A 25,437-nucleotide genomic window follows, 5' to 3' on the forward strand; every position below is an offset into this window, starting at 1 on the left:
TTCTATTTGTGGTTGGTGGTCAAGATCATAAGAAGCTAGAATACAAGTTTCAGGTTTTCGTTCCAGTTTGTAATACCGCTTTGAATTGCCTGTAAATGGTATGTCCGCTCATCAAGTAGGAGAGATGAGAAAAGTTTAACGTGAATATGTCATGCTCCTATCAATCAATCGTTAGTTGAGGATGTCAGTACCCACAATTCCACTTCTTCTTTACCCCGCCAATGTTGGTTTCTCTTCGTTTTTTCGGATGCTTCTTTTACTGATTTTTTAAGGCATTTTTCCAATACAAAACGATTACCTGAAAGGAGTTCTTTTTTGATTGGATGTTCTGTTGTCACCTGTGTGATTTGGGCTATATTGGAAAAAAGGATTACAATTTTACCACCTGCAAGTAAGCGTTTGTGTGCTGCTTCAAAAAAATCGGGGAAGAGTTGTTCGTTGTAATAGATTGCTTCATCCAATTTGTTCAATTCTTGCATGGCAGGTAACCACGGTGGATTGAAAACAATTAACTCGGTTGGTTTCTCCCATTTGCCAAACAAATGCCCAAAATCAATTTCTATTTTTCTGGCTAATTTGGTTCCTTCCATAGATTCTGATAATCCGATAATGGCATTGGGATTGATATCTGTTCCAAATATTTTTTGAAAACCGTGTTGCACCATCAGTAAGGATAGTACACCACTTCCAACCCCAATATCAACGGCTGTTTTTTTTGGTCCTTCATACCGTTTCAACCAATTGTCAAATAGATTTAAATGCTCAAACCGAGTAGGGAAATAAACGCCAAAATAAGGGTGGATTTTATTGCGTAAAACGGGGATATGAATTCCATTTTTATACCATTGCCATGCACTGTTTAACCCTTGAATTTGAGGTAGTGGCAAGAAAAACTCGTTCAATTCCGGATACAATTTTTCTAACCACCCAATCACCGGTGCTTTTCTCACCATGAGTTTATGTTCTTTAACATGGATTAGAATGAGATGGGATAATTTTCTGAATTCCGCACGAAAGGCTCTTTGTTCGAGAAAAGAATCATTCGGCAGCGTATTTTTGAGATAAGAAGTCAGTTCTCGAAGGAGATACAAACCATTGCTGTAAATTTCTTCCACTAAAATTTGCTTGCCTGCCAGCAATGTCTGAATCGTTTCTCGAATATCGGATTTACGTGTAAATGATCCTATGTCAATTCCCGCTTTGATAGGTTCGGGCCTATTTACTTGTAAAGTGTTATTGACCATTTTTTGAAGATTAGAAGAATTTTATATTGAAAGAGGATTGGCGAAAAGAAAATGCCGGGTTTCGGTCATCTTGCTCTTAACTTCATCGAATTTTGCAGGAAGTGATTCAATATTCTTTTTTTTTTTTCCTACTGTCCATTCACTTTCAATGTTTGCCACATTATTTTCAATTTTGACCGTAACATGTTCTCTCCAGAACTCATTTTTTTTTTAGGTTCACTATCAGTTTGCCTTTGAGTTGCCCTTTTCCGAATTCAATGCAACATGGTGGTTTTACACGTAGGTATTCTACTGAGATTACACCTGTTAAGCCAGTAAACAGGCTTATGTTATTTTTTTGGGTTGGTGCCAGTGCTCTTTATTTCTCGTAAAGTAAGATATTTATTTCAGTGAATTTTGTGAGGCCTTTTCTTCTTTCAATTTTACTGTCCCACCATATTTTTGGGTATCAAATTTCTTTTTGCTCTTGATTTTAGAAAACACTTTTTCAATCGCTTTTCTGTCTGCCCCCTTTTTTATAACTGCCACCATAGGTCTCAATTCCAATCTATCGATTTGATGCACATCACTGTCATAGAAGCACGAACCCCGCTTTTGAAAAATGGCTGTTTTCGGCAGTAATTCTTTTATTTTCAGTCATATATATAGTATTTCCACTTTTCTTTACCTGTTTCATATAAAATTTCCAATCCACCTTCCGCTCTTTGATTTTCTGTTGGGTCGTAAACCACAACTTCAAAATTGAAACCCATAATTACATTTTGAGAGAATGTCAGTTTAAAGTGGTCTTCTTTCTTTTCGTAGTAGTAACCTGATATTCCCATAATCCAAGGATCCGGAATGTTTTTTATATAATCAGGCTTTAACTCAGAAATGTCGTCTGGATAGTGATTATTATTTTTCCTAAATTTCTCAATGGCAGTAATTAATTTGTCTGCGTTGTTAATTGCTATGGTTCTACTGATTTCTCTGGCGAGTTCTGAACCCCATATAGATAGAATAATGGTTATAGTCGGAACTGTCCACAGTAAAACTGGTATTACTTTTTTTTTCTCTGTGGCTAATTGATTAAATGTCCAAACAAGTCCGATTGGTATGAATAGAAGTCCGATAAAACTACCAAGTTGTGCGAAACTGAAAATTATGTTTGTCGGTCTGCTCAAAAAACTTGGTCCTGGCAAAAAAGGAGATAGGACCAACAAAATTGTCAGTATGTTAATCCCGATTGTTGTTTTCCACTGTTTTCTGGTCATTCGTCTTGTTGTTGTATTGTAGCACCTAATATAGCCGCTTTTTGGGTTTTGTATTTGGGCGGGTTTCGGAGAAAAAACTGTTAGCATACCAAAAAGGTTGATTCGAGGTAGAATGTTGATTTTTTATCCATGTCACACCCCATCGGACGAACGCCATTTGTACGCTGTATTATTTTAAATATCTTTTCAATTCAGCTTCTTTATATCCCATTTTGATAAATGCTGGTATCATATTTAGCATTTGTTCAAACTGTTCCAAAGAGGAAGCAGAAGTCCCTCCACCGGTAATATATTTTGAGTTATCTAATGCAATATTATCAACCCTTGTTAGACGTCCTGCAATAGTTGTAAATCCTGGTTCGAAAAGATGTAGGACGAAGAATCCTTCTTCGTTCTTGTTTGTCGATCCGTTTAGAACGTCATTGATAAATACTTTTCCATTCCTAAAATCTGCATCCGTTGGCATATTTTTACTTTTGATTATTACAGGAGTCAATCCTATTTTTGCCCCGTTCTTTTTTTTACTTGTTTCGGTAACAACAAATCCGTAGTAATCACCTGAGTTGGCCTTAAAGCTAAGGCAATCCCCTACAGCAAATTCATTTTGACTTTGGCCCATAGATGTTAAAATTAGAATAGTAAGATAGAAGATAAGTAACGGAAATTTCTTTATCATGGGTTTGTTATATTGTTCAACGTGTAGACTAAGAAATGTAGGGCTTTCATTAACTGTCCGCCGAAACTTAAGTTTGCTAGGTAAAGTTACCTTTCCGAAAGCCATGTCTATCTTATTTCTTCTTAGGTGATATTGTGGTGCGTTTTTTAAATTATTTGTTTAATGGTACTCATTGGAAGGAACAATTTTTCACTATCTGGCAGTGGTTCAAATCCATATTTTTTGTAAAAGTTCACAGCAAATTCATTAATAGGGTCTACGGAAACAGCTATTGCTCAGGTGCTTTCTTCCGATAATCTAAATGCGCTACTAATCATGTCCCTTTTGCAATTATGTCTCTTGCTAGTCGTCCGAGTAAAATGACAGGAGCATTATCAAACTAGTTTACAGACCAAGATAGGAATGAAGTTTCAATTTACTAGACAACCCCCATTGCAGCCAAACGGGTGTTATGAGCCGTTAAAATGTCATTCAATTGTAATCTTTTCTCCTAAGAATTTAGGTTTCGTGTTAAGAATGAAATCAACCATTACCTTAACCCTAGCAAATTTCTCACGAATCTTTGTTCTTAAACCATTGTAGACATCAACATCTTTTGCATTAAAACCTATGGCATCCAGGTTTAATCTTTTTGCAATGTAAACCGCTCGTTGATTATGGAATTCTTGTGAGATTATTGTGAAGTGATTTTGTCCAAAAATTTCTTTCATTCTATAAACTGAGTCAAATGTTCTAAATCCTGCATAATCAAGATAGATGCTGTTTTCTGGAATTCCTCTTTTAAGGAGTTCTTCTTTCATGTCTTGTGGTTCATTGTAGTCATTTTTGCTATTATCACCGCTTATGACAACCTTTCTGATTTTTCCAGCCTTGTAAAGCAATTCAGTCGCAATAATTCGGTTTTCAAAATATTGATTTTTTCTTCCTGACTTTAAATACTTTGAAGTACCCAGCAATAAGGCAACGCTATTCTCAGGAATGGATTCAGTATTTGTGAAAATATGTTTCTCTGTTTGCTTTTCAACCCCGTAATCAATGCTTAAAACGATTATAAAAAGCAGGATAAATCCTAAAAAAAGTATCTGTCCTATTGTTTTTTTTGACATAGTTGCTGAATTAGGAAATGCATTTTAAATGGCCCATAGCGTTTTAGTGTTTGGTTGTAGGGGATAAATCCAGCGGATTTGTCCGCTTACACGAATATAATAAATTTGAATACACTTCGGGCGACTGTATCGCCCGCTATTAAACAAACCCAATGGTAAAGCTCATGAGCGTCAAACACTTTTTTTTCTGTTGTCATTTGGTCTTTTTAATAGACCAAGGTTAAACCCAATTATTGCTCCTGTCATCGGTAGAAAAAATGTAAAATAAGTTACCCAGGAGTTCTTCATTTTGTCAGCATGGAAGAAAGTCAAATAGTACCATATCAGTAGTCCTAAAAATAGTCCAATAACACTTTGTAACAAAAATCTAATAAAATTCTTCTGTTCGCCTTTCTCTTTCAAATATTTGTAACCATCATAACCAATTCCTGTCTGCATGCCAATAAATCCAACAAACACTGTCAATAAAACACTGTAAAACATGTCCACATGATTTCCTTTAAGTTCACCGTACAGAGCTATCAATAGTGCAATAACTAAAACTCCTCCAAATCCAAATATTAATCCCATAAGAACTTGTCCCGAAATGAGTCCAAATTTTTGATAGTTGTTCATGGTTTTATTTTCCTATGCATAAGCTACAACGTGGTTCAGCTTGGAGACGGCGGGCCTGCCTGACGTCAGGCAGGCATTCGGAGCCGTTCTCTTCCAGCCTACTCCCAACTTCAAAGATACTGATTTTCATAGTTATTCGGTACCGCCCGCTGTATCCAAGGTGATGTTGTGGTGTCGTGATTTTTATTCTTGTGAAATAAATTCCGCCCATGAGACTATTTGTGTGTTTTCAATCTTCCCTAACACTAATAAATCAGAATCTCCTGTTACTAAGAAATCTGCTTTACCATCAATCCACAGACTCAATAAAAAATTATCTTTTGGATCCCTACATTCATCGATTTTTGATTCCACATTTATTAATTCCCCAAAGGTTTCAATTTGGGCCAGAAGTGTCTTGATATCTGATTTTTAAAAAATCTTTTGAATTTGGGCCTTTCCGAAACCTCTAAAAACTCTTCAAGCAATTCTTGGGAAAAATCAGTGTTACTGCGCCAGATTCAAGAAGCACTTCCAATTCCTTTTGTCTCTTTGATATCAAAAAACTTATCCACAGATTAGTGTCTAAAATTACCCTTCTATTTTTCATATCGGGCTTTGCGAACAGCTTCAACCTCTTTTGTAATTTCTTCTAAACTTGGGGTTTCATCTGACCTACTTCTGAATTTTTTCAATACTTCAGAAAAAGCATTCTCAGATTTGTCTTTCTTAATCCTTATCAAATCCAAATTTGCCAAGTCTTTCAAAAGGTCTTTGGCTTTGGGATTCAATATCTCAATTCCAATAGTTTCCATATTTTTAATCTTTCTTAAAGATACGAAATTTTTAAATCGGTGACCATTTTATCATGCACCACAACGGCAGTTTGTCCAAAAACCTCCGTTATCTTTTCGCATAGACTAAATATAAGCCCATTTCCTTGAATTTGGGTGGAGCTTTAGAAATTGGCAGTTATGGAATCTGTAATTTCAAATCGATGGATAAGCTTTTTTCGGATGCTTATAAAGTCCAATATGGACCTGTACTGAGCCTGCCGAAGTATTATAGGCCACAAACATGAACCCAACATCCGAAGAGTCCCTGTCCTTTCCCTTTTGGGTGATGATGAAGTGGAAGTTCTACTGTCTTTTGATTGTTCCGTAGTTGTGTTCGATGATGGCCTGCCTCCGTTTGTAGAGGTGTCCTTTTGCTCCACGTTCCTCTTAGCTCGATGTTGCGTCTGCGTTCCCTTTCCAGTGCTCTGGAACTTCTGATCATGTTAAGATATCTGTAGATAAAAAGCCTTAGCAGGTCGCCGGGATGGTAGGCAGGCCTGCCATTGTCGACAAAGTCCATCTCAAAACCAAAAGACTTTAGGTCAAGGCGTTCACAAACAGATCGATTAGGCGTGTTTCATTATCAAACTCAAGGGAATCGTCCAGGCAGGTGGGGAAAAGTGCAAGCTGGGTGCGGTCGGTGCCCTGCCAAAGGCAGACAGGCTTATATGAATTTCATGCTAGAATTTACAAAAATTACCCTATATATCCCATAGAAAAAATGTGAAATTCAATCTTACCACAAGGTGGGGTTTTTAGACAGTCTGACGTTAAGAATATAGGGCGATGGGCGGTTCAAGGCTCCAAACTACCAATTGCCTACATATTTTCTTAAAGGTAATTATTTTCAGCTTTATCACGATTTGCTCAATGACCTATATTTAGTGTTAGCGGTTCGCCTTTTTTGTCTATATGTTATTTGTCTATTGGTTTAGTCTGTTGGGGTGCATTGACTTGGTGACTCTTTTGGAATTGTTGCTTTGTACCGTTGGTCTGTGCAAATTGCAAATGTGCCATCAAAAGCGCTGGATTTTATTTTATAAGCAAATATACTTTTAAATGAAACATTACTTTTTCTTTTTTCTTTCACTGTTAAGTCTGTATTGTTTACCCCACTCTGCCAAAGATTGCATTATTGGCGACAACGTAAGCCCAAACTCGGTTAATGTGTATTCAACCTTTGGTGGAATTTCAGCATAAATTTTCCTGCGTATTAACCCATCATCTTCTAATTCTCTCAACTGCTTAGTAAGCATTGATTGCGTAATTCTTTTTACACTTCGCTTCAATTCCCCAAACCTTGCGGGAGAGGTATGATAGATAGCATTAATTAAAATGGCTTTCCATTTTCCACCTAAAACTTGCATTGTTGCAGTTACTGGGCAAGATTTTTCATCAAAAACGATTTTTTTTTCTATGTTAATTCTCTGATTATCAATTATAGTATTGTTTTTCATACTTACTTAATTTATTTGTCCTACTTGTAGTAATAAAAATTACTTTCAAAATTTGTTCTATAAAATTAAACAATACTAACATTAAAAAATAAAACAAAATGGAAAAATTCGTATTTATATTCAGAGGTGGTGATACTCATATTTCCACTGCTGATTCACAAGCCGCAATGGACATCATTCAAACGTGGAATGATTGGATGCAAGGACTGGCCGAAAAAGGAATTCTTGCTGGAGGCGATGCACTTCAAGTATCAGGCAAGCATGTGAATGGTTCAAAAAAAGTAGTTTCAGATGGTCCGTATGCTGAAGGAAAGGAAATGGTTGGCGGCTACTTAATCGTAAATGCAAAAGACATTGACGATGCCGTGGAAATTTCAAAAGGTTGTCCGATTTTTAATGAAGACGGAAGCTTAGAAGTTCGTCAAGTTCAGAAACGTGAAAATTAATTTCTGATGTTCAAAATTCAGAAGTTACATTACGATTGACCATCTTTTTCGCCAGAAGACGGGAAAGATGGTTTCTGTTATAACGCATATTATTTGTCTGTTTGTTTAATGTTTGCAGTGTTGTCAATAGGATGACCGCTAACGGGATTCAGTTTGGAGACGGCGGGCCTGTCTGACGCCAGGCAGGCATTCGAAGCCGTTCTCTTCAAGCCTACTCCAAACTTCTTAAAGATACTAAACTTTCAATTTACGCTGAACCGCCCGCTGTCTTCCAAGGTGATGTTATGCACTGTTCTTTTTCATTTTTTTGAGGCAATTAGATCAAAAATCAATTCTTTCAATATTTCTAAATCACTCTCTATTGTTCCTTTCATATATCTTTCAAATACACTTTTATTGTCAGGAGGGTTTAGGTTCAGAATCAACCCTTTTTCCAAGGCCAACAACCTTAAAAACTCTCTTTGAGCACGTCCGTTACCACCTTCTCTAAAGGGATGAAAATAATTTGCATTATCTAAAATTTCGGCTAACTTCTCTGATAATTCTTTTCTTCTGTTTTTTCGAATTTTCTTGTAGTCAGCTATTAAAGAATTAATGTAGCTACTGGCATTATCAAAATGGGTGGTGGGAAAAAATTGTTTTCCATCCTTACTTATTTCCACAACCCGTTTTTTGCCAGCCCAGACATATATATCTTGAAACAAATGCTTGTGAATATCAAAAAGGTTTTCAATTCCTTTAATCTTAATGGGATTGTTGTAAAGTTACTGAAGTCGTTTTGTTACTGCTCCACTTTCAACAAAAAGCAATACATCCGGGTCTGTAATTCCCGGAATGTTTTTTAAAATCCCTGTTTTGGATCTACATAAGTATAATCAAAGTCTATGTCCTTATAGGAATCAGACATAAGCCTTTTCTTCCGCAAACTTCACCAATTCACTCAATGAAATTTTCCCTGTTACATAATCCCTGATTATTTCAACCCCTTTGGGTGTAGGTATAAAACCTTCAAACATGTTGCTTCCTAAAGCATTTGCCGTGCTTTCTAATGTCTTTAAATCTGAAAATTTCACTCCCATTATCGTCAGGTTATTCCTGTCAATTTCGATTGTAGCAAACATATGTTTTGGTTTTAATCCTTCGACGAATTTACAAAATTCCCGTCATTTTATTCTTAGGTCCCTCTTTTTTAGAATAGTGCATAACGGTCAAGACTACCAGCTGGCGGGCGTTAAACACCCACAGAACTGCCCACCGAAACCAAAGTAATTGAAAGATAATAAATTTCTATTAGCAGTAAACCGCCCGCTTGATGGTAGCTAATGTTGTCGTACGTTCTTATCCTTTATCAGTCAATTTGTTTTTGCGCTTTCCAATTTTTCTTCGTCAATCTCAATTTCGTCTTCAACTTCTATCACAGGGATGTCTATCGGCATAGGGGGTGGGGGTGGATTTAGGGTAGTGTCCTTCTGAAAAAAAGTTAATAATTCATCAGTTAACTTGTAGGTTGTGTCTGAACTCTCTGCTGTAAACAGTAAATAATGCTCTTTCCTTGAATGTGAAGGGAAAAAGCCAACAACTCCTGTTTTTTGGTTATATATAAATCTTTGATTAAATGGCCAATCCTGATGGTAAATGTTGCAGAGTTTAAATTCTACTCCATCAAAAAAGGTCTCGTCACTTAATGAGATTTCATAACCCGATTGTTCAAAAATATTTTCCATGCCCCCTTCACTCTTAAATGCCACCTTCAATAGAGAGTCTACAAACAATATAAAATGAAGTTCTTTAAAGTTATATGAGTCATCTGAAATTCTGTCTACATATATCAAAGTGTCAGTGGGTGGTGAAAATGTCTTCCAACTCACAACTGTCATTGGTTCGTTTTGAGTGCAGCCCCAAAAAAGCAAAATTAAAATTGATATTATGATGTTCTGTCTGTTCATTTGAATGCACTACAACGTGATTCAGCTTGGAGACGGCGGGCCTGTCTGACTCCAGGCGGGCATTCGGAGACGTTATCTTCCAGCCTACTCCTAACTTCTTAAAGATAATGAACTTTCAATTTTCTCGGAACCGCCCGCTGGATCCAAGGTGATGTTGGACTCAGTTCTTAATTAGGTTCACTATCAGTTTTATCATCAAATCCCTATGCTCGGGTAAACTTTGCGCTACTGCCAATGCCAGGGCTACCAATGTATTTTCACTTATTTTTTTTATTCCTCTTTCATCCAAATTATAAGCTTAAACTTCCCTTTTTACTTTTCTTTCTCCTTTTTTTTGAATTTGGCGGAAATTCCGCCAGGTTGACTCTTTATCCAATTCTCCCTCTTTGTAAATATTTCGGATGTGCTCACCAATAGTCCTTCTGGCTTTACCAAAAAATTCAACTAATTGCTGTTCGCTAACCCAAACCGTATCGTGCTCCCCATCCAAAATGATTTCAAATTCATTGCTACCTTGGGAGGGTTTGAAAACCACTATTTCAGAAATGAAGTCGACTGTTTCCATGGAGGAAGATAAAGTTTTTTGATAAAAATATTAGTTCATTGTTTCAAAAAACCTTTGATTTCAAAATTGCCAGGATCTTTAACAGCATATTCTATTAAGACCTTCGATCCAATTTCCTTTTTATCGATTCTCTGGGAAAGTTTTTTCTTCTGGACATAAACCGAATCATCAACCTGATAGGTTATCGTTATGATTTGGGTATATCCCATTCCTTTCGGACCATACCCAAGTACATTATCTGTGATTTCAGCTTTTGTTTCTAAAGTTTTCGTCCATGGAGCAAATGGTATTTCAAAATTATTCCATGCTAGGTATAGAAAAACTCCAAAACCTAATATTCCGATTATCCAAGGATTCTGCTTTGCCATTTTAGAATTGAGTCCAAGGTGATGTTGTGGCATCGTTTTTATTTTACGTGGATATAGGATTTATTTTAATTTGACCACCGACAGCTTTTAATACTTTCAATATTGTTTCAAATTGAGGCTTTGAACCAGTTGATAGGGCTTTATACAAACTTGGTCTGCTCATTCCTGTTTCTTCCGCTATTTTGGACATCCCAATTGCTTTTGCAATGTGCCCAAGGGCTACAACTACATCATCATTATCCCCTTCCTCCAATACAGAATTCAAATATTCAGCAATCATTTCTTTACTGTCCAAATAGTCCGCTATATCAAATTTTGATGTTTCCATTTTTTATTTTTTTATTCTGTTCCAAATTTCTTTTGCTTTATCAATGTCCTTTTTTTGAGTTGATTTATCTCCACCTACAAGAAGAATAATAATTTTCCCATCTCTTTCCTTGAAGTAGATCCTATATCCTTTTGCATAGTCGATCCTCTATTCATGAATCCCTTCACCAACGGGTTTGCAATTCCCAAAATGTTCGTCAATTTCAAGTTTTTGGATCCTGAACAAAATTTTTGCTTTTGCCCTCAAATCCTTTAATTTTTTCAACCACTTATCAAATTCAACAGTCTTCTCAATAAAGTACATCTACCTATCTGTATTCATTTGGATACAAAATTACGTGATTTTTCTTGATTTTAAAAGTTGCTTTGTATTTACTAGGCGTGCTCTTAAAATGTGCACCAACGTTTCTCGCATATGCTTTGTGGCGGGCAAACGTGCGAGATTATTCGGTTTATCTATTAATCGGTTTTAAAAAGACAATAACTTTCGATTTAACAACCATCTCGCCATAAAGTATATGTGTTAGGCAACGTTTTTGTTTTCGTAATGCTTTATTTCGTTCAGTTCCGATTCTTTCGATTCTTTTTCCTCTTCAATATCATAATCGTCTTGAAGTCCGAGCCAAAATTTTGCAGAATTTCCAAAATACTTACTCAATCGCAAAGCTGTGTCTGCTGTAATTCGGCGATTTCCTTTTATGATTTCCGAAATTCGAGTTTGCGGAATTTTCAAGTCCTTGGAAAGTCGGTATGCGGTGATTTCCAATGGCTCAAGAAATTCGTAATTCAAGATTTTTCCAGGATGTACATTTGCTAACTTTTCCATTTTTTTATTTTTTTAATGATAATCAATTATTTCCACTTCACTTGCGTTTCCTTTGTCCCAAATGAAGATAATCCGCCATTGTTTATTAATCCGAATACTATAAAATTCACTTAATTTTCCAGTAAGTTTTTCAAGTCGGTTTGATGGTGGAATTCGCAAATCGGCAATATCTTGCGAATTGTTCAACATTCTTAATTTCCGACGTCCAACGTTTTGAATTTCAATCGTCATTTTCTTGACTCGGATTCCGTTCCAAATCTGTTCGGTCTCTTTCGAGCCAAAAGAAATAATCATAGTCTTGTTTTACGTTACTAACGTCAAAGATAAGTAAAATATTTGTTCTTTGTAGATTTTTTTTAAATGTTGCCTAACGTTTTGCCTCTTTTCGAAGGTGGGGTTTTCCAGCACTAAACTTCATTAGATGCACAAAGCTTGAATTTAGCACTTCAATGTCATAAAAGAACGAAACCCCCGCTTTTGCAAAACGGCTGTTAGCAGCTTATACTCATAATTTATCATGAAATTCAAAAAAAGCCTTTAATACTTCTTTCGGAGTTTCCACATGGGGATAATGTCCGGAATTTTCCAGCAGCACAATATCTGCATTAGGAACTAATTCAGCAAAACGGTCTGCTGCATGTTTACCCGAAACCGGATCTTCGATTCCGTTTATCAACCTTATTGGAACAACTCCATTTACCAAGGGCATAACCCACCGTTCACGATTTGTTCTTCGTTCTTCTATATAACGAATGAGTATGGGCATCATTGAAATACCATTATTTCCCGAAGTCAACTTCCATGTTTCATGTACGAACTCATTGGTAGGAGGATGTGCCTTGCTGAAAATTTTGGTGAAGCTCTTTTTCAGGGACTTTTCGGACATCAATTTTGCTATAAAAGGTCCGAGAGGAGACATTAACAACTTCTGAATAAAAAGGGCATGATGTGTTTCAGGAAATAAGCCTCCATTCATGAATACACAAGATAACCAGTTAATCTTTGATGACTTTTCAAATTGACGGGCTAAAAGTTCTTGGGCAACAGTATCCCCTAAGTCATGTGCGAATATATGAGCCTCGGTGATTCCGGCCTTAACCGCTAACCCTTCAATCATATCAGCTTGTAAACTGATTGGTAAAGGCCGGTTGGGTTTAGCCGATTTGCCTAGCCCTATTAAATCAAGAGCCATTACATCAAATCGTTCTGTTAATGAAGGCCATATTGTCGCAAAGTCCCATGATGATGAAGGAAACCCGTGAATACAAATCAGCGATTTGCCTTTTCCTGATCGTTTGAAGAAAACGCTTAAATCATTAATGATTTCCGTTCTTCCGTCCTTATACCAATCTGCTGAGTTCATATTCATTAATTGCTGCTAACGTCAGACTGTGAAAAAAGCCTCTCTTATTTTTTAGTGGCTTATTCCACAATCTCCTGAAATTTAGTAAATTTAGTTGAGGTTATTTTTAACAATCCCCTTTTATCTCTATGCACTATATCCAAGGAATTGACCGGTTCCAAATGACCTTTTCAAGTTTAGATGACTTTGTCGATAAAAACAATCCTGTGAGAATCATCGATGCTTTCATCGAAAAGCTCGACCTTAAGCTATTGGGGTTTGTTTCAAAACCTCCCGGACCCAAAGAAGGCCAAGAGCAAAAGTCTTCCAACCCATTGGACGGCAGACCTTCATTTCATCCCAAAGTATTGCTCAAACTCTACTTCTACGGCTATTTCAACGGCATCCGCAGCAGCAGAAGGCTCGAGCGGGAATGCGGGCGCAACATCGAAGTCAGATGGCTGCTCAACGGACTCGCTCCCAACTACCACACCATTGCCGATTTCAGGAAGGATAATCCCAAAGCGCTCAAAAACTGCTTCAAGCTCTATGTGCTGTTCCTCAAAGAAGCGGGTCTGATCGGCGGAAAGACAGTCGCGGTGGACGGCTCCAAGTTCCGGGCCTCCAACAGCAAGAAGAATAATTACAGCCAAAGCAAAATCGACAGGCATCTCAGCTATATAGAGCAGAAGACCGAAGAATACCTCCGGCAACTTGACCATGCAGATTCACTCGAAATCACAGAGGAGAAAATCCAGCTCATCCAGGAGAAACTTGATTACTTCAAAGAAAACAAAATCAGATACGAACAGCTTGGAGAACGCTTACAGCAAAGCGGAGAAACCCAGATCAGCACCACAGATCCCGACTCCAAGGCATTGCTCGTTCAGGCCCGCCCGGCTGACGCCAGTCGGACGGGGACAGGTGGTCGAAGTATCCTACAATGTCCAGGCTGCCGTGGATGACAAACACAATCTCGTGGTAGGTACCCACGTGATCAACCGGAATGATAGAAACGCCCTCCATGAAATCGCTCTGGAAGCTAAAGAGGGGTTGGATTCTGAGGATTTGACAGTCTTGGCCGACAAAGGATACCACAACGGAAGAGAAATACAACAGTGCCAACAGGATGGCATGCAGACCATAGTGGCACCCAACGAAATAGTCAACTCTAACAAACATGGTACAACCGAAGACTATCTCGTAACCAGATTCATATACCATCCGGATACCGACACCTACACCTGCCCACAGGGGAAAACACTCACCACTACGGGAAAATGGCATAATAAAACCAGACAATGGGACAGCCATCTGTTCAAAAAATACAGGACTCCGGACTGTAAGGACTGCCCGGTCAAACAACTGTGCACCGGAAGAAAAGACGGGGGCAGGGAAATCGAAAGAAGCGAGTATGCCGATGCTGTGGAAACAAACCTCAAAAACCTACAAGAGAATAAGCCGCTCTACAAAAGACGACAGATGATCATAGAACACATCTTCGGCACTGTCAAACGGAAGTGGGGATTTAATTATACAGACCTCCGGGGATTGGAAAAAGTAAATGGTGAGTTTGCACTCATCATGACGGTTTATAATCTCAAACGAACCATCAACATACTCGGCATGACCGGTCTGATGGAAAAGCTCAGGAAATGGATCCCGGACTACAAAAAGGTCTCTTTGCCTTCAAAATCCACTGTTTTAAAGCCCCTGAAAGATTTATGCAAAGAATTTGGCCTGGATAGGCCGGTATTAAAACTAATTTCTGTTTTGAATAGGATTCAAGGCTTGTCTGATACAAACCGCCTATACGGCTCAGAAACAGGGTTTTTACAAAAATCAAGGCTTTTTTTCACAGCCTGACGTTTTGGCGCTTGGCGCAGTGGCGGATTTCGGAGTACAAAACTGTCAATACACCACAAAAGTTGATGCGAGGTAGAATGTTCAATTAACCACGTCACCCGCCATTGAGCCAAACGCCTGTTAGCGGTTCGCCTTTCCTTGTTTTATTTGTCAAATAGTTTATTTATTTCTGCAAACATTTTTTCAAAGTTGTCTAATGTTTGTTTCTTGAAGAAACTTTTGTCAACTCCAAGCTGGTTTAATTTGTTTGCTGGTCGGTAATGATTAAATCTGTCTTTACCAATTACTTTGTTTATTTGTTTAATAATTGTGTCCAAAGAAGCGTCAAGGTCGCCTATTTTGATTGGTTTAAAGTCTTTATCAAATGCTTGATTGAAAAGATTTAAATATTCTTCCTTATCAAACAAATCTTCTATGTCAGCTACGTTTTTGCCATTGTTAGAAAACTCGTTAAAAAATCTGATGTTTTTGTCTTTTATTATTCTGTTACGGATTAGGTCATCTACTTTTTGTTTTCCTTTTTGGTCAGTGAATGTGTCAAGTAAGCAAGCTACGTTCAGTTTTGAGCCCCGTAACAAAGAAATGAAAGTTGAAACCTTGTCCAAGCCACCAACAGGAACAATTGTAATTTGGTCATTTAGATGTGTTTTTTTATCTGCTTCAAGAATGCTTGACATTAGAGTTAGGTAAATTAAGTCCGCAGGTCCTTCAACGAGTAAGTTGTTTTTGGAAACAAATAGATTCTGGGCTATGTCGTAGCCAAGTGCCGCTTGCAAAGGAAATAAAGTATTAGGGTCTTTTTCTTGTATTGAGTCTGAAATTACTGTTCCTGTTTCAGTTTCAAAACAAGTTCTTACTCTTTGTAAATGTTCACTTTCAACCATAAATGGCGAATGTGTAGTATAAATTATTTGATATTTTTTGGAGAGTTCTTCAAAGAATTTTAATAAATCTGATTGAGCGGAAGCGTGCAGATTCAGTCCTGGTTCGTCTAAAAGGAGGACATAGTCTGAATTTTTGTCCGCTTGAATTTTACTAAACCAAATGATGAATGAAAAAAACCAATTAAAACCTTTACTTCGCCTGTCAAGAGGAAGGGTTATTTTATGTCTTTGGCTTTTTACTCTAATGTCAAGAACTTTTTCCTGCTGACCTTGTGAATTGCTTACATTCTGTATTTTAAATTCAATATCTAGATTCTTGTTTGTTGACCAATACTTGAAAATTTCACTTGTAATCTTGTTTGAAGAGGCTTCGAGTAAAGCTATGTATTTTTCATAGTCTTGTTCTGTAGAGTTCAGAATATCATCTGGTTTTATTCTTGCAAGTTCGAAAAGGGCTATTGATGTCTTGTCCTTTTCCGTAGATGGTGGTTGACTTTTTAATTTGTTAATGTTGATTTTTCCCGGGAGAGGATAATAATCGTCAAAATACCAAAACTTTGGCATATTAGGTTTAATAAACACTTTGGCAATATATGCTTCTAATTCATTCCCCCATTTAGGAAATCCACCGTCCAATATGCTTTTAATCTCCTTTTTAAGTTTAGGCAAATCTTCATCACCTTCAGCTTGCTGAATAGCATCAATTTCCTTTAGCTGACTTACTTTCTTTATGTTTTGTTTGGTCTCTTTTGATAAACTATAGTCATCAACAATACTTTCCAAATACTTTTTAATGCTAGCATTTATACCTGTGAAAGAGGTTTTGTTTTTGTATGTCCAAGTGTAGCTGAATTCCGTTGAATTAAATACACCTTTCCCAAATTCTTCTTCAATTGCTTCAAGTAACTCTTTCTGAATCTCGTAGTAGCATTGAATTATATTGCAGTCTTCATCACTATGTTGAAAGTCAATTAGCTCATTTCGTGGGTAGTCTTGAGTTAAATCAAAAGTAAAGTCATTATCGTCATTAAAGTAGTTGGTTTTCGCAATAGCAGTCAAAAAGTTAGTTTTCCCTGATTCATTCATTCCAACAACTGTTGTAATACCTGATTCAATTTCTACAGATTGAGTGTTCTGTATGCTTTTGAATTTGTTTATCTCTACTTTGGTTAGTTTAATTTTTGCCATTTTTTATAGTTTTATGTTTTACTATGTCTTGTTTTTAAGGTGACCGCTAACTCTCTTATTGTTACGGTTTTTCCGAATATACTTAACTAATCTGGTTACATTTATACAGTTTTCCCTATTTTTATTTATAAATCATCAAATGGGGATTTGATCTCTTTGATCTTTTTTTCACTCACATAGGTATATATCTCCGTAGTCTTACTGGACTTGTGTCCAAGTAATTCCTGAATGTACCTCAAATCTGTACCCCTTTCCAATAAATGAGTTGCATAACTATGTCTTAACCAATGCAGCGTTACTGGCTTTTTGATTCCTGCTTTTAAAACAGCATTCTTCAAGACTTCCTGCAAACTGGTGGGACTATAGGTCTGGCCCATGATCATACCCTCAAACAGATACACCCTTGGCTTTTCATACCTGTAATATTCCCTGAGCAATTCCAAGATCTTTTCACTGATAGGTACCATCCTGTCCTTTTTGCCTTTCCCTTGACGGATAAGCAGCATTCCCCTTTTGGAATCAATATCACCGATCTTGATGTTCAACAACTCTGACCTTCTGAGACCACAGGCATATATCAACGAAAGCATGGTCCGGTGCTTTACGTTTTGATGTGCCTGTAAGATCGCTTTCACTTCTTCTTTGCTCAGAACATGGGGTAAAATTCTCGGGTTTTTTGGCCGCTCTATCCCTTGAATCTCCAGCTTTCTTTTTTGTCTGTTCGAAAAATATAGCTTTACTGCATTGATAACAAGTGACTGAAAAGAAGCTGAATATTTCCTTAAAATAATATAGTCTTTATGAAAGGATTCCAGGTCTTCATTAGAAATAAGTTCGGGATTTTTATTTCCGGTAAACCTGAAAAATAAACCCAACCCCCCTGAATAGTTCTTAATAGTGGATTCGGAGTACCTTAGGTTCCGCATCCAATCTGAGAATTTGTCAATTTCCTGTCTGATTTCCTCAGATATCGGAGGCAATGGATCAAATTCCCTTTCTACCTTCACCCGTTTAAACTGAGAATAACCAGCCAGATTCTCCCCTTAAAAAATGTAAGGAGTTCAGTGAGCCTGTCATCCGTATAAGCTATCCACCATACCTTTTCCTTTGGATCCCAATCTACCCCCTCAAATTTCTTAATAGCTTCCTTCAGCTCAAAATCATAGGGAAATTCCAACCTGATCACAGGTTTTTTCCCCCTGTAGCCGTTTTTCACCACAATTGTTTTCATAAAAAATTAGACTAAAAACACCAATGAAATTAGTTAAAAATCCCGGAATAAGCAATGTCTAGTTGATTACTTTCCACTCAGACACCAAAACCCCCCTTTTAAAAAACCTATCTATCTTCCTTCAGATTCAAAAACCGCTTACCCAAAAATCCACAGCCTATCTCGAAACCAATATCCCCCAATTTCAACTAATATCAATATCAACCAGCATCCATAAATATCACCAAATATCAACCAATTTCTTTTTTGATCGCCTCACTGTCCCAAGCATGATCATTGACCGAAAACCGCCGCTTCATTTCACCGGTAAGCAGTTGTTCCTGCATCTCAATCTGCCGTCGGACCATAGAAATGTATTGTTGTTGGTCATCTTTGACCTTGACCAGTTCACGAAGAGAAGCTTCATCATATTTCTGGAAATTCTGGGCCAGCCTTTGTACGGTGTGGGCCCTTTTGCCTAGTTTGATCAGTGCATCTTTGCCCATGCGGATGGAGGTGTCAAGGTGCTCCCTGTAGATGTTTTCCACCCCCATTTCCATCAGTTCGTAGGCATCTGCCCGGTTGCGGCTGCGGATCATCAGTTCCAGGTTGGGGAAATGTTTCTGAAGCGTCTCCACCAGAGCCAGGTTGGTTTCTGGAGAATCGATCGCTGAGATCAATAACCGTGCTTCTGCAGCTCCGGCAGACTCCAGAAGGTCCAGTCGGGTGGCATCCCCGTAAAAGACCCTAAAGCCCATTTTTCTCAACAGATCCACCCGGTCCGCATCATGGTCCAAGATGGTGGCCGATACACCACTCGCCCGTAGAAACCGTCCTACCGTACTGCCATAATGGGAAAAACCCACGAGAATTACCTGGTTTTTTTCATCGATCTCATCATCGGGTAGCGCAGTGGATTCTTTGACACCCACCCTCGGCAGCAGCAGCTGCTCATTCATCAGGTTGAATATGGGGGTGAGGGTCATGCTCAAAGCTGTCGTTGCCATCATCAGGTCTGTGGTCCCCCGATCCAGGATCCCCAGCTGCAAGGTAAAGGAAAACACCACAAAGGCGAATTCCCCGATCTGCGCCAAGCCGATGGAAAAAAGCAGGTTTTGGTCCAGGCTTAATTTGGCATTTTTTCCGATTCCAAAAAGTACCAGGCCTTTGAGCAACATGATGCCGAAGGTGAGGCCAATGACCATGGCGGCATTGCCAAAGATCAGTTCAAAATTGATGGATGCACCTACAGCGATAAAGAAAAGCCCCAACAATAGCCCTTTGAAAGGCTCCAGATCAGCCTCCAATTCATGTTTAAAGGCACTGTTGGCCAAAATGACTCCTGCCAAAAAGGTCCCCAAAGCAGGGCTCAACCCAACCGCTTCCATCAAAAAGGCAATGCCAATCACAATCAGCAAAGCACTCGCTGAGAACAGTTCACGCAGCCGGGTTCTTGATACCATCCTCAACAAAGGTTCTACGGCAAATTTTCCCAACAAAATCACCACCCCAACGGCAGCAACTACAGAAAGGGTCTGAATCCATGGCGCCAACCCGTCAAAAAGGCTTCCATGTTCCGACACTGTGCCAAGGTCGGTCAGAGCAAGCAGTGGCATCAAGGCCAGGATGGGAATCACCGCTATGTCCTGCATCAACAACACAGCAAAGGAATGTTTCCCAGCCAAGGTATCCATTAGGTTTTTTTCCTTCAGGGATTGCAGGACAATGGCAGTAGAAGACAGGGAAAGCGCCATTCCTATGGCCAAGGCCATGTGCCATGGCAGGCCCAAAGCCAAGGCGATACCGAAGAAAACCAAGGCTGTGATCAGCACTTGGGAAAGCCCTACCTTTAAGATCATGGTTTTCATCTTCCACAAATGCGCCGGCTCAAGTTCCAATCCGATCAAGAAAAGCATCATGACTACGCCAAATTCCGCGAAATGCATGATGTCTTCCCCTTCCTCGCCAATAAAACCCATTAAATAGGGACCAATTACAATACCTGCAATAAGGTAACCCAGCACCGAACCCAGTCCAAGTTTTTTGGCGATGGGGACACAGATCACCGCTGCTCCCAGGTATATGATGGCTTGAAACAAAAAGCTGTTTTCCATGGCTGTTTGATCTTAAGGTTGACTGTTGGAAGAAGGTGTGGGATGGGTAGCTACGCTCGTGGAATCCCGTAAAGCAATAAGGAGGTTCCGGTACTGCGAGGCCGCTTCGTCCAGTTCCTTGGCATTGATTTTATGGGTGCCTCCTACATGGAAGAATGGCAGGTATTGCATGCGGCAAAGTTTGGCGGTTTGCGCAAAAGGAAGCAGAAAATCACCGAAAGTGTGTCCATGCTTGCCATGGGCCGAATAAGACTCCTGAGGTCCTCCCGAAGTCACTGCACTCAGTACGAGCTTATTGCTCAGATAAATACCCCTAGGCCCATAGGCCCAGCCAAATTCCAGAACCAGATCAATCCACTGCTTCAGCAGGGGAGGGGCTGAGTACCAATACAGAGGGTGGTGCCATACCAGTACCTCACTACCGAAGAGCAGTTCCTGTTCCCGCTGTACATCAATGTTAAAGTCAGGGTACAGTTCATACAGATCCTGTATCCTCACACCCTCCAGGTTTTTTACAGCATCTATCAAGGCCCTGTTTACGACGGAATGTTCAAATTTGGGATGGGCCAGAATGATTAGGATTTGTTTCATGAATGTGCTGAAATTGAGGATAAAAGCTTTCAGCCCTCGAAGCTGATTTTTTTGTGGGTTCCATCACAATAAGGTTTGTTTTGAGAACTTCCACATCGGCAAAAAGCCGTAATTTTGTGTTTTTTTTCCTGACGCCCGTTTTTGTACTTTACCGCGATATTGCCGTACACCATCAGGGGGCCATTGGGCATGATTTCTACCACTTGGTCAAAGTCTATTTGGCTTTCACTTTCCTGTTTGTCTGCATCATTGTAAAAATACCCCAGTGCTCCTGAAGGACATTGCTTCACCTGTTCTACTATGGCTTCAGTAGGGGCACCCTCAGGTTTGATCCAAGGTCTGGCATCGGCTTGGAACACTTCAGGCAGACCATTGACGCAGTTGGCAGAATGGATGCACTTTTCTGCTTCCCATGTGATGGTGACTTCTCCGTTGGTATAGGTTTTCTTGCTCATATAAATTGATCGATTTTTTGCTATGGATTTCTAGGATATTGACTTGCTGGTTGCAAACTTCCCTTTTAGACCAGGTCAATTAAACCAAAACATCCCGAATTTCTTTGTTTTTGGCGAAGACACTTCTGGCAAAAGGGCAGAGGGGTAAGATCATGATTTTTGTGTGGCGGGCATACTTTACGGCTTCCATCACCAAGGCTTGACCCACACCATTCCCTTTTTCTGAGGGAGATACCTCGGTATGGTCAATGATGATTTTGTCTTTTCCAGCTACGGAATAGGTCATCAAACCAACTTCTAGCCCTGATTTCAAGGCTTGAAATTGTCCTTTGCTGCCATTTTCTTTGCGTATTATTTCCATGGTTTCCCCTACTAATTTCCAGAATTAAAGTTTCAGCTTAGAAACTAGGAAAAATATTGCTTAATGCTAAATTTTTTATACAAAAAATAACCGAACCTCTTTTTAGATATGGGTTTTCTTGTCTGGTTTTTGCCGTAGATGAGGAGCAAAATTTAAAAATGGTCGCTTGAAGCTATTTATTGATCAAATTACCTCTACTAAAATTTCCCTTATTCGGAAAGAACTCTGAGACTAAAAAAGAAAACATGGAATGAGAGGGCTTTCCTAAATCCGGATCCCTTTATTCCATGTTTATTTAATTTCAAGCGGATTGGGTTTTCTATCCGAAATCCCACACCTACAAGTATTTGATCTGGTAAATATAGGATCAGGCCATAGCCTAATATCCACAAAATATCCCAGTATCCATTTAATATCAATCTCGCCTTCAAGCAAATCGAACATTGATGTCAAATATTCATTATACTTCAAAAAGATCCTACAAAAACCTGCTTTTGATCACCATCAGTTTATCCCGGGTCATTTCATGCATGGAATAGGGGATCCCTCCCAAGCCTTCCCCTGAAGCGTCCCGCCCACCAAAAGGCATCCAATCCACCCGGAAAGCGGTATGGTCATTGACCATCACGGCAGTGGCATTGAGCTTCTTGACCGTATCCATAGCCACATCAAGGTCTTGAGTAAAGACGGCCGCCTGAAAGTGGTATTCCAAAGCGTTGGCCAATTTGATGGCTTCCTGTCGGTCCGAATAGGAATACACACATACCACAGGTCCAAAAATCTCCTCTTTGGAAACCTTCACATCTTGAGGAGGATTCCAGAGCACAGTAGGTTCATAACAGGTATCGGAGATTTTCTTTCCCCCACATAGGATTTTGGCCCCTTTTTCTTCCGCTTCCTGCACCCATTTATGGATGCGGTCCACTTCATTGGGCGAAATCAAGGGCCCCACCTCGGTTTTTTTGTCCAAAGGATCACCCACCACCAGTTTTTTGGCTTTTTCTGCGATCCGATCAGCCAGTTTTTTGGCCACACTTTCTGCGGCAAAAATCTTTTGTACCGAGACGCACACCTGCCCGGCATGGTAGAAGCCTCCCTTTACCAGCAAAGGCAACATGGCTTCCATATCTGCATCGTCTTCTACGATGACCGGGGCTGCCCCTCCATGCTCCAATGCACACCGGGTTCCGGGAGCAAGTTGGGATTTGAGGTACCAGCCCACTTTGGCCGAACCGATAAAGGAAAGGTAATTGACCCTTTTATCGGTTGCCAACTTCTCTGCTTCCTCATTGCCACAGATGACCGATTGTACCCAGCCATTAGGTACGCCTGCTTCCTTTAGGATTTCCATAAAGGCAAGACAGGAGAGTGGGGTATTGGAGGCGGGTTTCACGATGACAGGACAGCCAGCCGCAAATGCGGTCACGGTTTGGTGAATGATCAGGTTTAGGGGATGGTTGAAAGCAGACAATGATACAACCACTCCGATTGGTTCTCTGATGGTGAATGCAATCCGATTGACTGAAGCCTCCGTCAGTCCCATGGGGATTTGTTTGCCGACTAGTCTGCCGATTTCTTCGGCGGCGATCTGTACACCGTTGATGGCTCTCATGACCTCTACCTTGGAATCCTGATAGGGTTTACCACCTTCTTGTGCTGCGGTTTTGGTCAGTTCTTCCACTTTATCCTCCATCAGCTCGACGGCCTTTTTGAGTATGGCGATGCGTTGATGGGAGGGGAGCCAGTTGTCTTGATCTAAAAATAGGTCATACGCTGTTTTCAACGCTTTTTCAATCTCTTTATTCCCGACCATGGGAATTTCCTTGATCAGACTTTGGTCGTAGGGGCTATATACTTTTAGTTGGCTTGCTTTACTCATAGTTTTTTTGATTTTTCTTTTAACATGACATTCAAAATGGGGTGGTTCAAGGAGTAATCCACCGGAAGGTCAATCACATGCACCCCGGAAGTTTCCAGACAGTGGCCCAGAATTTTTTGGAAGTCAGCATCATTTTCCGGTCGGTGTCCCTGTGCCCCGTAGCTTTGGGCATACATCACAAAATCCGGGTTGCTGTAGTCCAGCCCGAAGTCCGCAAAGCCCATGTCTTCCTGCTTCCATTTGATCATGCCGTAGGCATTGTCATTGAGGATGATCACTGTCAAGTTCATTTTAAGCCTAACGGCTGTTTCCAGTTCCTGAGAATTCATCATAAATCCTCCATCACCTACCACTGCGACCACTTTGCGGTCAGGATACAGCAGATTGACGGCCATGGCGGAGGGCAATCCTGCGCCCATGCTGGCCAGGGCATTGTCGAGCAGCAGAGTCTTTGGCTGATAGCAGGTGTAATTTCGGGCAAACCAGATTTTGTAGATTCCATTGTCAAGTGTAATCACATCTTTGTCACCCAGATTCTTGCGCAGCAGGTGGACCACGCGCTGCGGCAGCATGGGAAAGCGGGTGTCTTCAAAATATTTTCTGAGATGTCCCGCCACTTCCTGCTTGACTTTTTCGAAGAAATCAAAATTCCAGTCACTTTGGGGTTTGATTTTTCGGGTCAGTTTGAGGATGGAATGGGTGATGTCGCCCACCACGTTGAGTTGGGGGAAATAAACCGGATCCACTTCTGCAGGGGAAAAATTGACATGGATCACCTTTTTTCCTCCTTTTTTCATAAAGAAAGGCGGCTTTTCGATCACGTCATGGCCCACATTGATGATGAGATCGGATTCATCAATCGCTGCATGGAGGAAGTCGTTGCTGGAAAGGGCAGCGGTGCCCAGGTATTTGGCATGTCTTTCATCGATCACCCCTTTGCCCATTTGGGTGGTAAAGAAGTAGATGCCTGTTTGGTTTACCAATTCTTTCAAAGCATCACAGATGACTTTTCTATTGGCTCCTGCCCCGATCAGAATCAGGGGCATTTTGGCTTGATGAATCATTTCCACCGCCTTATCTATGGCAGTGTCGTCAGGTTTTGGAACGATGTGTCCCACTACTTCAAATACATCCGGATCACAGTCTTCCTGGGCAATGTCCTCGGGCAACTCAAGGTGTACGGCACCCGGCCTTTCCTCTATCGCCAACCGGAAAGCCTCCCTGACTTGCGAAGCGATGTTGTTGCTGTTGACAATCTGCTTGGTGTATTTGGTGATGGGCCGCATCATGTCCACGGTGTCAATGATCTGAAACCTTGCCTGTTTGCTTTTTTTGATGGGTTTCTGTCCCGTAATCATCAGCATGGGCATAGCCCCGAGTTGGGCATAAGCCGCCGGAGTAACCAGGTTGGTAGCCCCGGGGCCCAAAGTGGACAGGCAGACCCCTGGATTGCCGGTCAATCTGCCGTAGGTGGCGGCCATAAAACCTGCCCCTTGTTCATGTCTTGTGATGATGAGTTTGATGGAGGAATCTTTCAGGGATTCCAAAAAATCAAGGTTTTCTTCCCCTGGAACGCCAAAAATATATTCCACGCCCTCATTTTCGAGGGCCTTGATAAATAAGTCAGATGCTTTCATTCGGTGTGTGGTTAGGTTGGTACAAAAATTCGATCTCTCTTATAACCACAATTTTCAGGAATTGATTTCCTGTTTTGGGCTTTTTATGTCCAGTTCGTATTTCGGAAAGATGAAACGCAATTATTACCGTCACCCTGCCTGCCCGCCTGAGGTGGGAGCCTGCCGAAGGGTCTTCGATCTTTCGGAGCGCACAAACGTAATTGTTACCTTCACCCTGCCTGCCCGCCTGAGGTGGGAGCCTGCCGAAGGGTCTTCGTTCTTTCGGA

General features: G+C 40.1%; 31 protein-coding genes. 3 read left to right on the top strand and 28 right to left on the bottom strand.

The window, feature by feature from the left end; all coding sequences use genetic code 11:
• Positions 1-164: 164 nt before the first annotated feature.
• From H1A14_RS02410 to H1A14_RS02450, 9 genes are all read right to left on the bottom strand, one after another.
• The gene (locus H1A14_RS02410; protein ID WP_194774595.1) at positions 165-1,244 is read right to left on the bottom strand and encodes a methyltransferase; all 1,080 of its coding nucleotides are present in this window, start codon (positions 1,242-1,244) and stop codon (positions 165-167) included.
• A 632-nt stretch (positions 1,245-1,876) separates the two neighbouring features.
• The gene (locus tag H1A14_RS02415) at positions 1,877-2,584 is read right to left on the bottom strand and encodes a hypothetical protein (RefSeq protein WP_194774596.1); all 708 of its coding nucleotides are present in this window, start codon (positions 2,582-2,584) and stop codon (positions 1,877-1,879) included.
• 82 nt (positions 2,585-2,666) lie between these two features.
• On the bottom strand, positions 2,667-3,173 hold the full coding sequence (locus tag H1A14_RS02420; protein WP_194774597.1) for a hypothetical protein: 507 nt from the start codon (positions 3,171-3,173) through the stop codon (positions 2,667-2,669).
• A 467-nt stretch (positions 3,174-3,640) separates the two neighbouring features.
• On the bottom strand, positions 3,641-4,279 hold the full coding sequence (locus tag H1A14_RS02425) for a SanA/YdcF family protein (RefSeq protein ID WP_194774598.1): 639 nt from the start codon (positions 4,277-4,279) through the stop codon (positions 3,641-3,643).
• Positions 4,280-4,450: 171 nt separating this feature from the next.
• On the bottom strand, positions 4,451-4,894 hold the full coding sequence (locus H1A14_RS02430; RefSeq protein WP_194774599.1) for a hypothetical protein: 444 nt from the start codon (positions 4,892-4,894) through the stop codon (positions 4,451-4,453).
• 183 nt (positions 4,895-5,077) lie between these two features.
• Positions 5,078-5,248: a putative toxin-antitoxin system toxin component, PIN family gene (locus H1A14_RS23130; RefSeq protein ID WP_317174843.1), complete on the bottom strand. Its 171-nt coding sequence runs from the start codon at positions 5,246-5,248 to the stop codon at positions 5,078-5,080.
• Positions 5,249-5,472: 224 nt separating this feature from the next.
• A complete protein-coding gene (locus tag H1A14_RS02440; protein ID WP_194774600.1) occupies positions 5,473-5,688 on the bottom strand; it encodes a hypothetical protein in 216 nt (71 codons plus the stop codon).
• Positions 5,689-5,935: 247 nt separating this feature from the next.
• Positions 5,936-6,229 carry a transposase gene (locus H1A14_RS02445; protein ID WP_194774601.1) on the bottom strand — a complete coding sequence of 98 codons (294 nt, stop codon included), beginning with the start codon at positions 6,227-6,229 and terminating at the stop codon, positions 5,936-5,938.
• A 547-nt stretch (positions 6,230-6,776) separates the two neighbouring features.
• Complete coding sequence (locus H1A14_RS02450; protein ID WP_194774602.1) at positions 6,777-7,166, bottom strand: winged helix-turn-helix transcriptional regulator; 390 nt, start codon at positions 7,164-7,166, stop codon at positions 6,777-6,779.
• 98 nt (positions 7,167-7,264) lie between these two features.
• On the opposite strand from H1A14_RS02450, the gene H1A14_RS02455 reads away from it, so the two are divergent.
• Positions 7,265-7,612, top strand: coding sequence for a YciI family protein (locus H1A14_RS02455; protein WP_194774603.1), 348 nt, complete (start codon positions 7,265-7,267; stop codon positions 7,610-7,612).
• A gap of 299 nt (positions 7,613-7,911) precedes the next feature.
• Here the strand turns inward: H1A14_RS02455 and H1A14_RS02460 are convergent, their stop codons facing one another.
• The 10 genes from H1A14_RS02460 to H1A14_RS02500 form a co-directional block, all read right to left on the bottom strand.
• The gene (locus H1A14_RS02460) at positions 7,912-8,316 is read right to left on the bottom strand and encodes a Fic family protein (protein ID WP_228527507.1); all 405 of its coding nucleotides are present in this window, start codon (positions 8,314-8,316) and stop codon (positions 7,912-7,914) included.
• 195 nt (positions 8,317-8,511) lie between these two features.
• Positions 8,512-8,733 carry an antitoxin VbhA family protein gene (locus H1A14_RS02465; RefSeq protein WP_194774604.1) on the bottom strand — a complete coding sequence of 74 codons (222 nt, stop codon included), beginning with the start codon at positions 8,731-8,733 and terminating at the stop codon, positions 8,512-8,514.
• A 231-nt stretch (positions 8,734-8,964) separates the two neighbouring features.
• Positions 8,965-9,558: a hypothetical protein gene (locus tag H1A14_RS02470; RefSeq protein ID WP_194774605.1), complete on the bottom strand. Its 594-nt coding sequence runs from the start codon at positions 9,556-9,558 to the stop codon at positions 8,965-8,967.
• Between the two features lie 298 nt (positions 9,559-9,856).
• Positions 9,857-10,123 carry a hypothetical protein gene (locus tag H1A14_RS02475; RefSeq protein WP_194774606.1) on the bottom strand — a complete coding sequence of 89 codons (267 nt, stop codon included), beginning with the start codon at positions 10,121-10,123 and terminating at the stop codon, positions 9,857-9,859.
• Between the two features lie 35 nt (positions 10,124-10,158).
• The gene (locus H1A14_RS02480; protein ID WP_228527508.1) at positions 10,159-10,524 is read right to left on the bottom strand and encodes a hypothetical protein; all 366 of its coding nucleotides are present in this window, start codon (positions 10,522-10,524) and stop codon (positions 10,159-10,161) included.
• Between the two features lie 10 nt (positions 10,525-10,534).
• Positions 10,535-10,819, bottom strand: coding sequence for an addiction module antidote protein (locus H1A14_RS02485; protein ID WP_194774607.1), 285 nt, complete (start codon positions 10,817-10,819; stop codon positions 10,535-10,537).
• A gap of 3 nt (positions 10,820-10,822) precedes the next feature.
• Positions 10,823-10,963, bottom strand: a complete 141-nt coding sequence (locus tag H1A14_RS23380; RefSeq protein WP_394355322.1) for a hypothetical protein — start codon at positions 10,961-10,963, stop codon at positions 10,823-10,825.
• 378 nt (positions 10,964-11,341) lie between these two features.
• Positions 11,342-11,644 carry a HigA family addiction module antitoxin gene (locus H1A14_RS02490; RefSeq protein WP_194774608.1) on the bottom strand — a complete coding sequence of 101 codons (303 nt, stop codon included), beginning with the start codon at positions 11,642-11,644 and terminating at the stop codon, positions 11,342-11,344.
• Positions 11,645-11,656: 12 nt separating this feature from the next.
• Positions 11,657-11,938, bottom strand: coding sequence for a type II toxin-antitoxin system RelE/ParE family toxin (locus H1A14_RS02495; protein ID WP_194774609.1), 282 nt, complete (start codon positions 11,936-11,938; stop codon positions 11,657-11,659).
• Between the two features lie 211 nt (positions 11,939-12,149).
• Positions 12,150-13,007, bottom strand: coding sequence for an alpha/beta fold hydrolase (locus H1A14_RS02500; protein WP_194774610.1), 858 nt, complete (start codon positions 13,005-13,007; stop codon positions 12,150-12,152).
• A 128-nt stretch (positions 13,008-13,135) separates the two neighbouring features.
• On the opposite strand from H1A14_RS02500, the gene H1A14_RS23135 reads away from it, so the two are divergent.
• Together H1A14_RS23135 and H1A14_RS23140 are read left to right on the top strand one after the other, a co-directional pair.
• Positions 13,136-13,951 carry a transposase gene (locus H1A14_RS23135; protein WP_228527509.1) on the top strand — a complete coding sequence of 272 codons (816 nt, stop codon included), beginning with the start codon at positions 13,136-13,138 and terminating at the stop codon, positions 13,949-13,951.
• Complete coding sequence (locus H1A14_RS23140) at positions 13,911-14,852, top strand: transposase (RefSeq protein ID WP_317174844.1); 942 nt, start codon at positions 13,911-13,913, stop codon at positions 14,850-14,852. Before H1A14_RS23135 ends, H1A14_RS23140 begins: the two co-directional genes overlap by 41 nt.
• A gap of 143 nt (positions 14,853-14,995) precedes the next feature.
• Here the strand turns inward: H1A14_RS23140 and H1A14_RS02510 are convergent, their stop codons facing one another.
• The 9 genes from H1A14_RS02510 to H1A14_RS02545 all read right to left on the bottom strand — a co-directional run bounded on the left by H1A14_RS02510 (position 14,996) and on the right by H1A14_RS02545 (position 25,171).
• Positions 14,996-16,924, bottom strand: a complete 1,929-nt coding sequence (locus H1A14_RS02510; RefSeq protein WP_194774611.1) for an AAA family ATPase — start codon at positions 16,922-16,924, stop codon at positions 14,996-14,998.
• A 125-nt stretch (positions 16,925-17,049) separates the two neighbouring features.
• Positions 17,050-17,931: a site-specific tyrosine recombinase/integron integrase gene (xerA, locus tag H1A14_RS02515; RefSeq protein ID WP_317174845.1), complete on the bottom strand. Its 882-nt coding sequence runs from the start codon at positions 17,929-17,931 to the stop codon at positions 17,050-17,052.
• Positions 17,928-18,155 (bottom strand): hypothetical protein, encoded by a 228-nt coding sequence (locus H1A14_RS23145; RefSeq protein ID WP_228527511.1) that lies wholly within the window; start codon positions 18,153-18,155, stop codon positions 17,928-17,930. Before H1A14_RS23145 ends, xerA begins: the two co-directional genes overlap by 4 nt.
• A 230-nt stretch (positions 18,156-18,385) precedes the next feature.
• Positions 18,386-20,248: a monovalent cation:proton antiporter-2 (CPA2) family protein gene (locus tag H1A14_RS02520; protein WP_194774612.1), complete on the bottom strand. Its 1,863-nt coding sequence runs from the start codon at positions 20,246-20,248 to the stop codon at positions 18,386-18,388.
• A 12-nt stretch (positions 20,249-20,260) separates the two neighbouring features.
• Entirely contained in the window at positions 20,261-20,839 is a 579-nt protein-coding gene (gene kefF, locus H1A14_RS02525) for a glutathione-regulated potassium-efflux system oxidoreductase KefF (protein ID WP_194774613.1), read from the bottom strand.
• Between the two features lie 29 nt (positions 20,840-20,868).
• Positions 20,869-21,294, bottom strand: a complete 426-nt coding sequence (locus H1A14_RS02530; RefSeq protein WP_194774614.1) for a (4Fe-4S)-binding protein — start codon at positions 21,292-21,294, stop codon at positions 20,869-20,871.
• A gap of 79 nt (positions 21,295-21,373) precedes the next feature.
• Entirely contained in the window at positions 21,374-21,655 is a 282-nt protein-coding gene (locus H1A14_RS02535) for a GNAT family N-acetyltransferase (protein WP_194774615.1), read from the bottom strand.
• 478 nt (positions 21,656-22,133) lie between these two features.
• Positions 22,134-23,534, bottom strand: a complete 1,401-nt coding sequence (locus tag H1A14_RS02540) for an aldehyde dehydrogenase family protein (RefSeq protein ID WP_194774616.1) — start codon at positions 23,532-23,534, stop codon at positions 22,134-22,136.
• Entirely contained in the window at positions 23,531-25,171 is a 1,641-nt protein-coding gene (locus H1A14_RS02545; protein WP_194774617.1) for an acetolactate synthase large subunit, read from the bottom strand. Before H1A14_RS02545 ends, H1A14_RS02540 begins: the two co-directional genes overlap by 4 nt.
• Between the last annotated feature and the right edge of the window lie 266 nt (positions 25,172-25,437).

This window comes from Pararhodonellum marinum (genome assembly GCF_015354735.1).
In the GTDB taxonomy this organism is placed as follows: Bacteria; Bacteroidota; Bacteroidia; order Cytophagales; family Cyclobacteriaceae; genus Pararhodonellum; species Pararhodonellum marinum.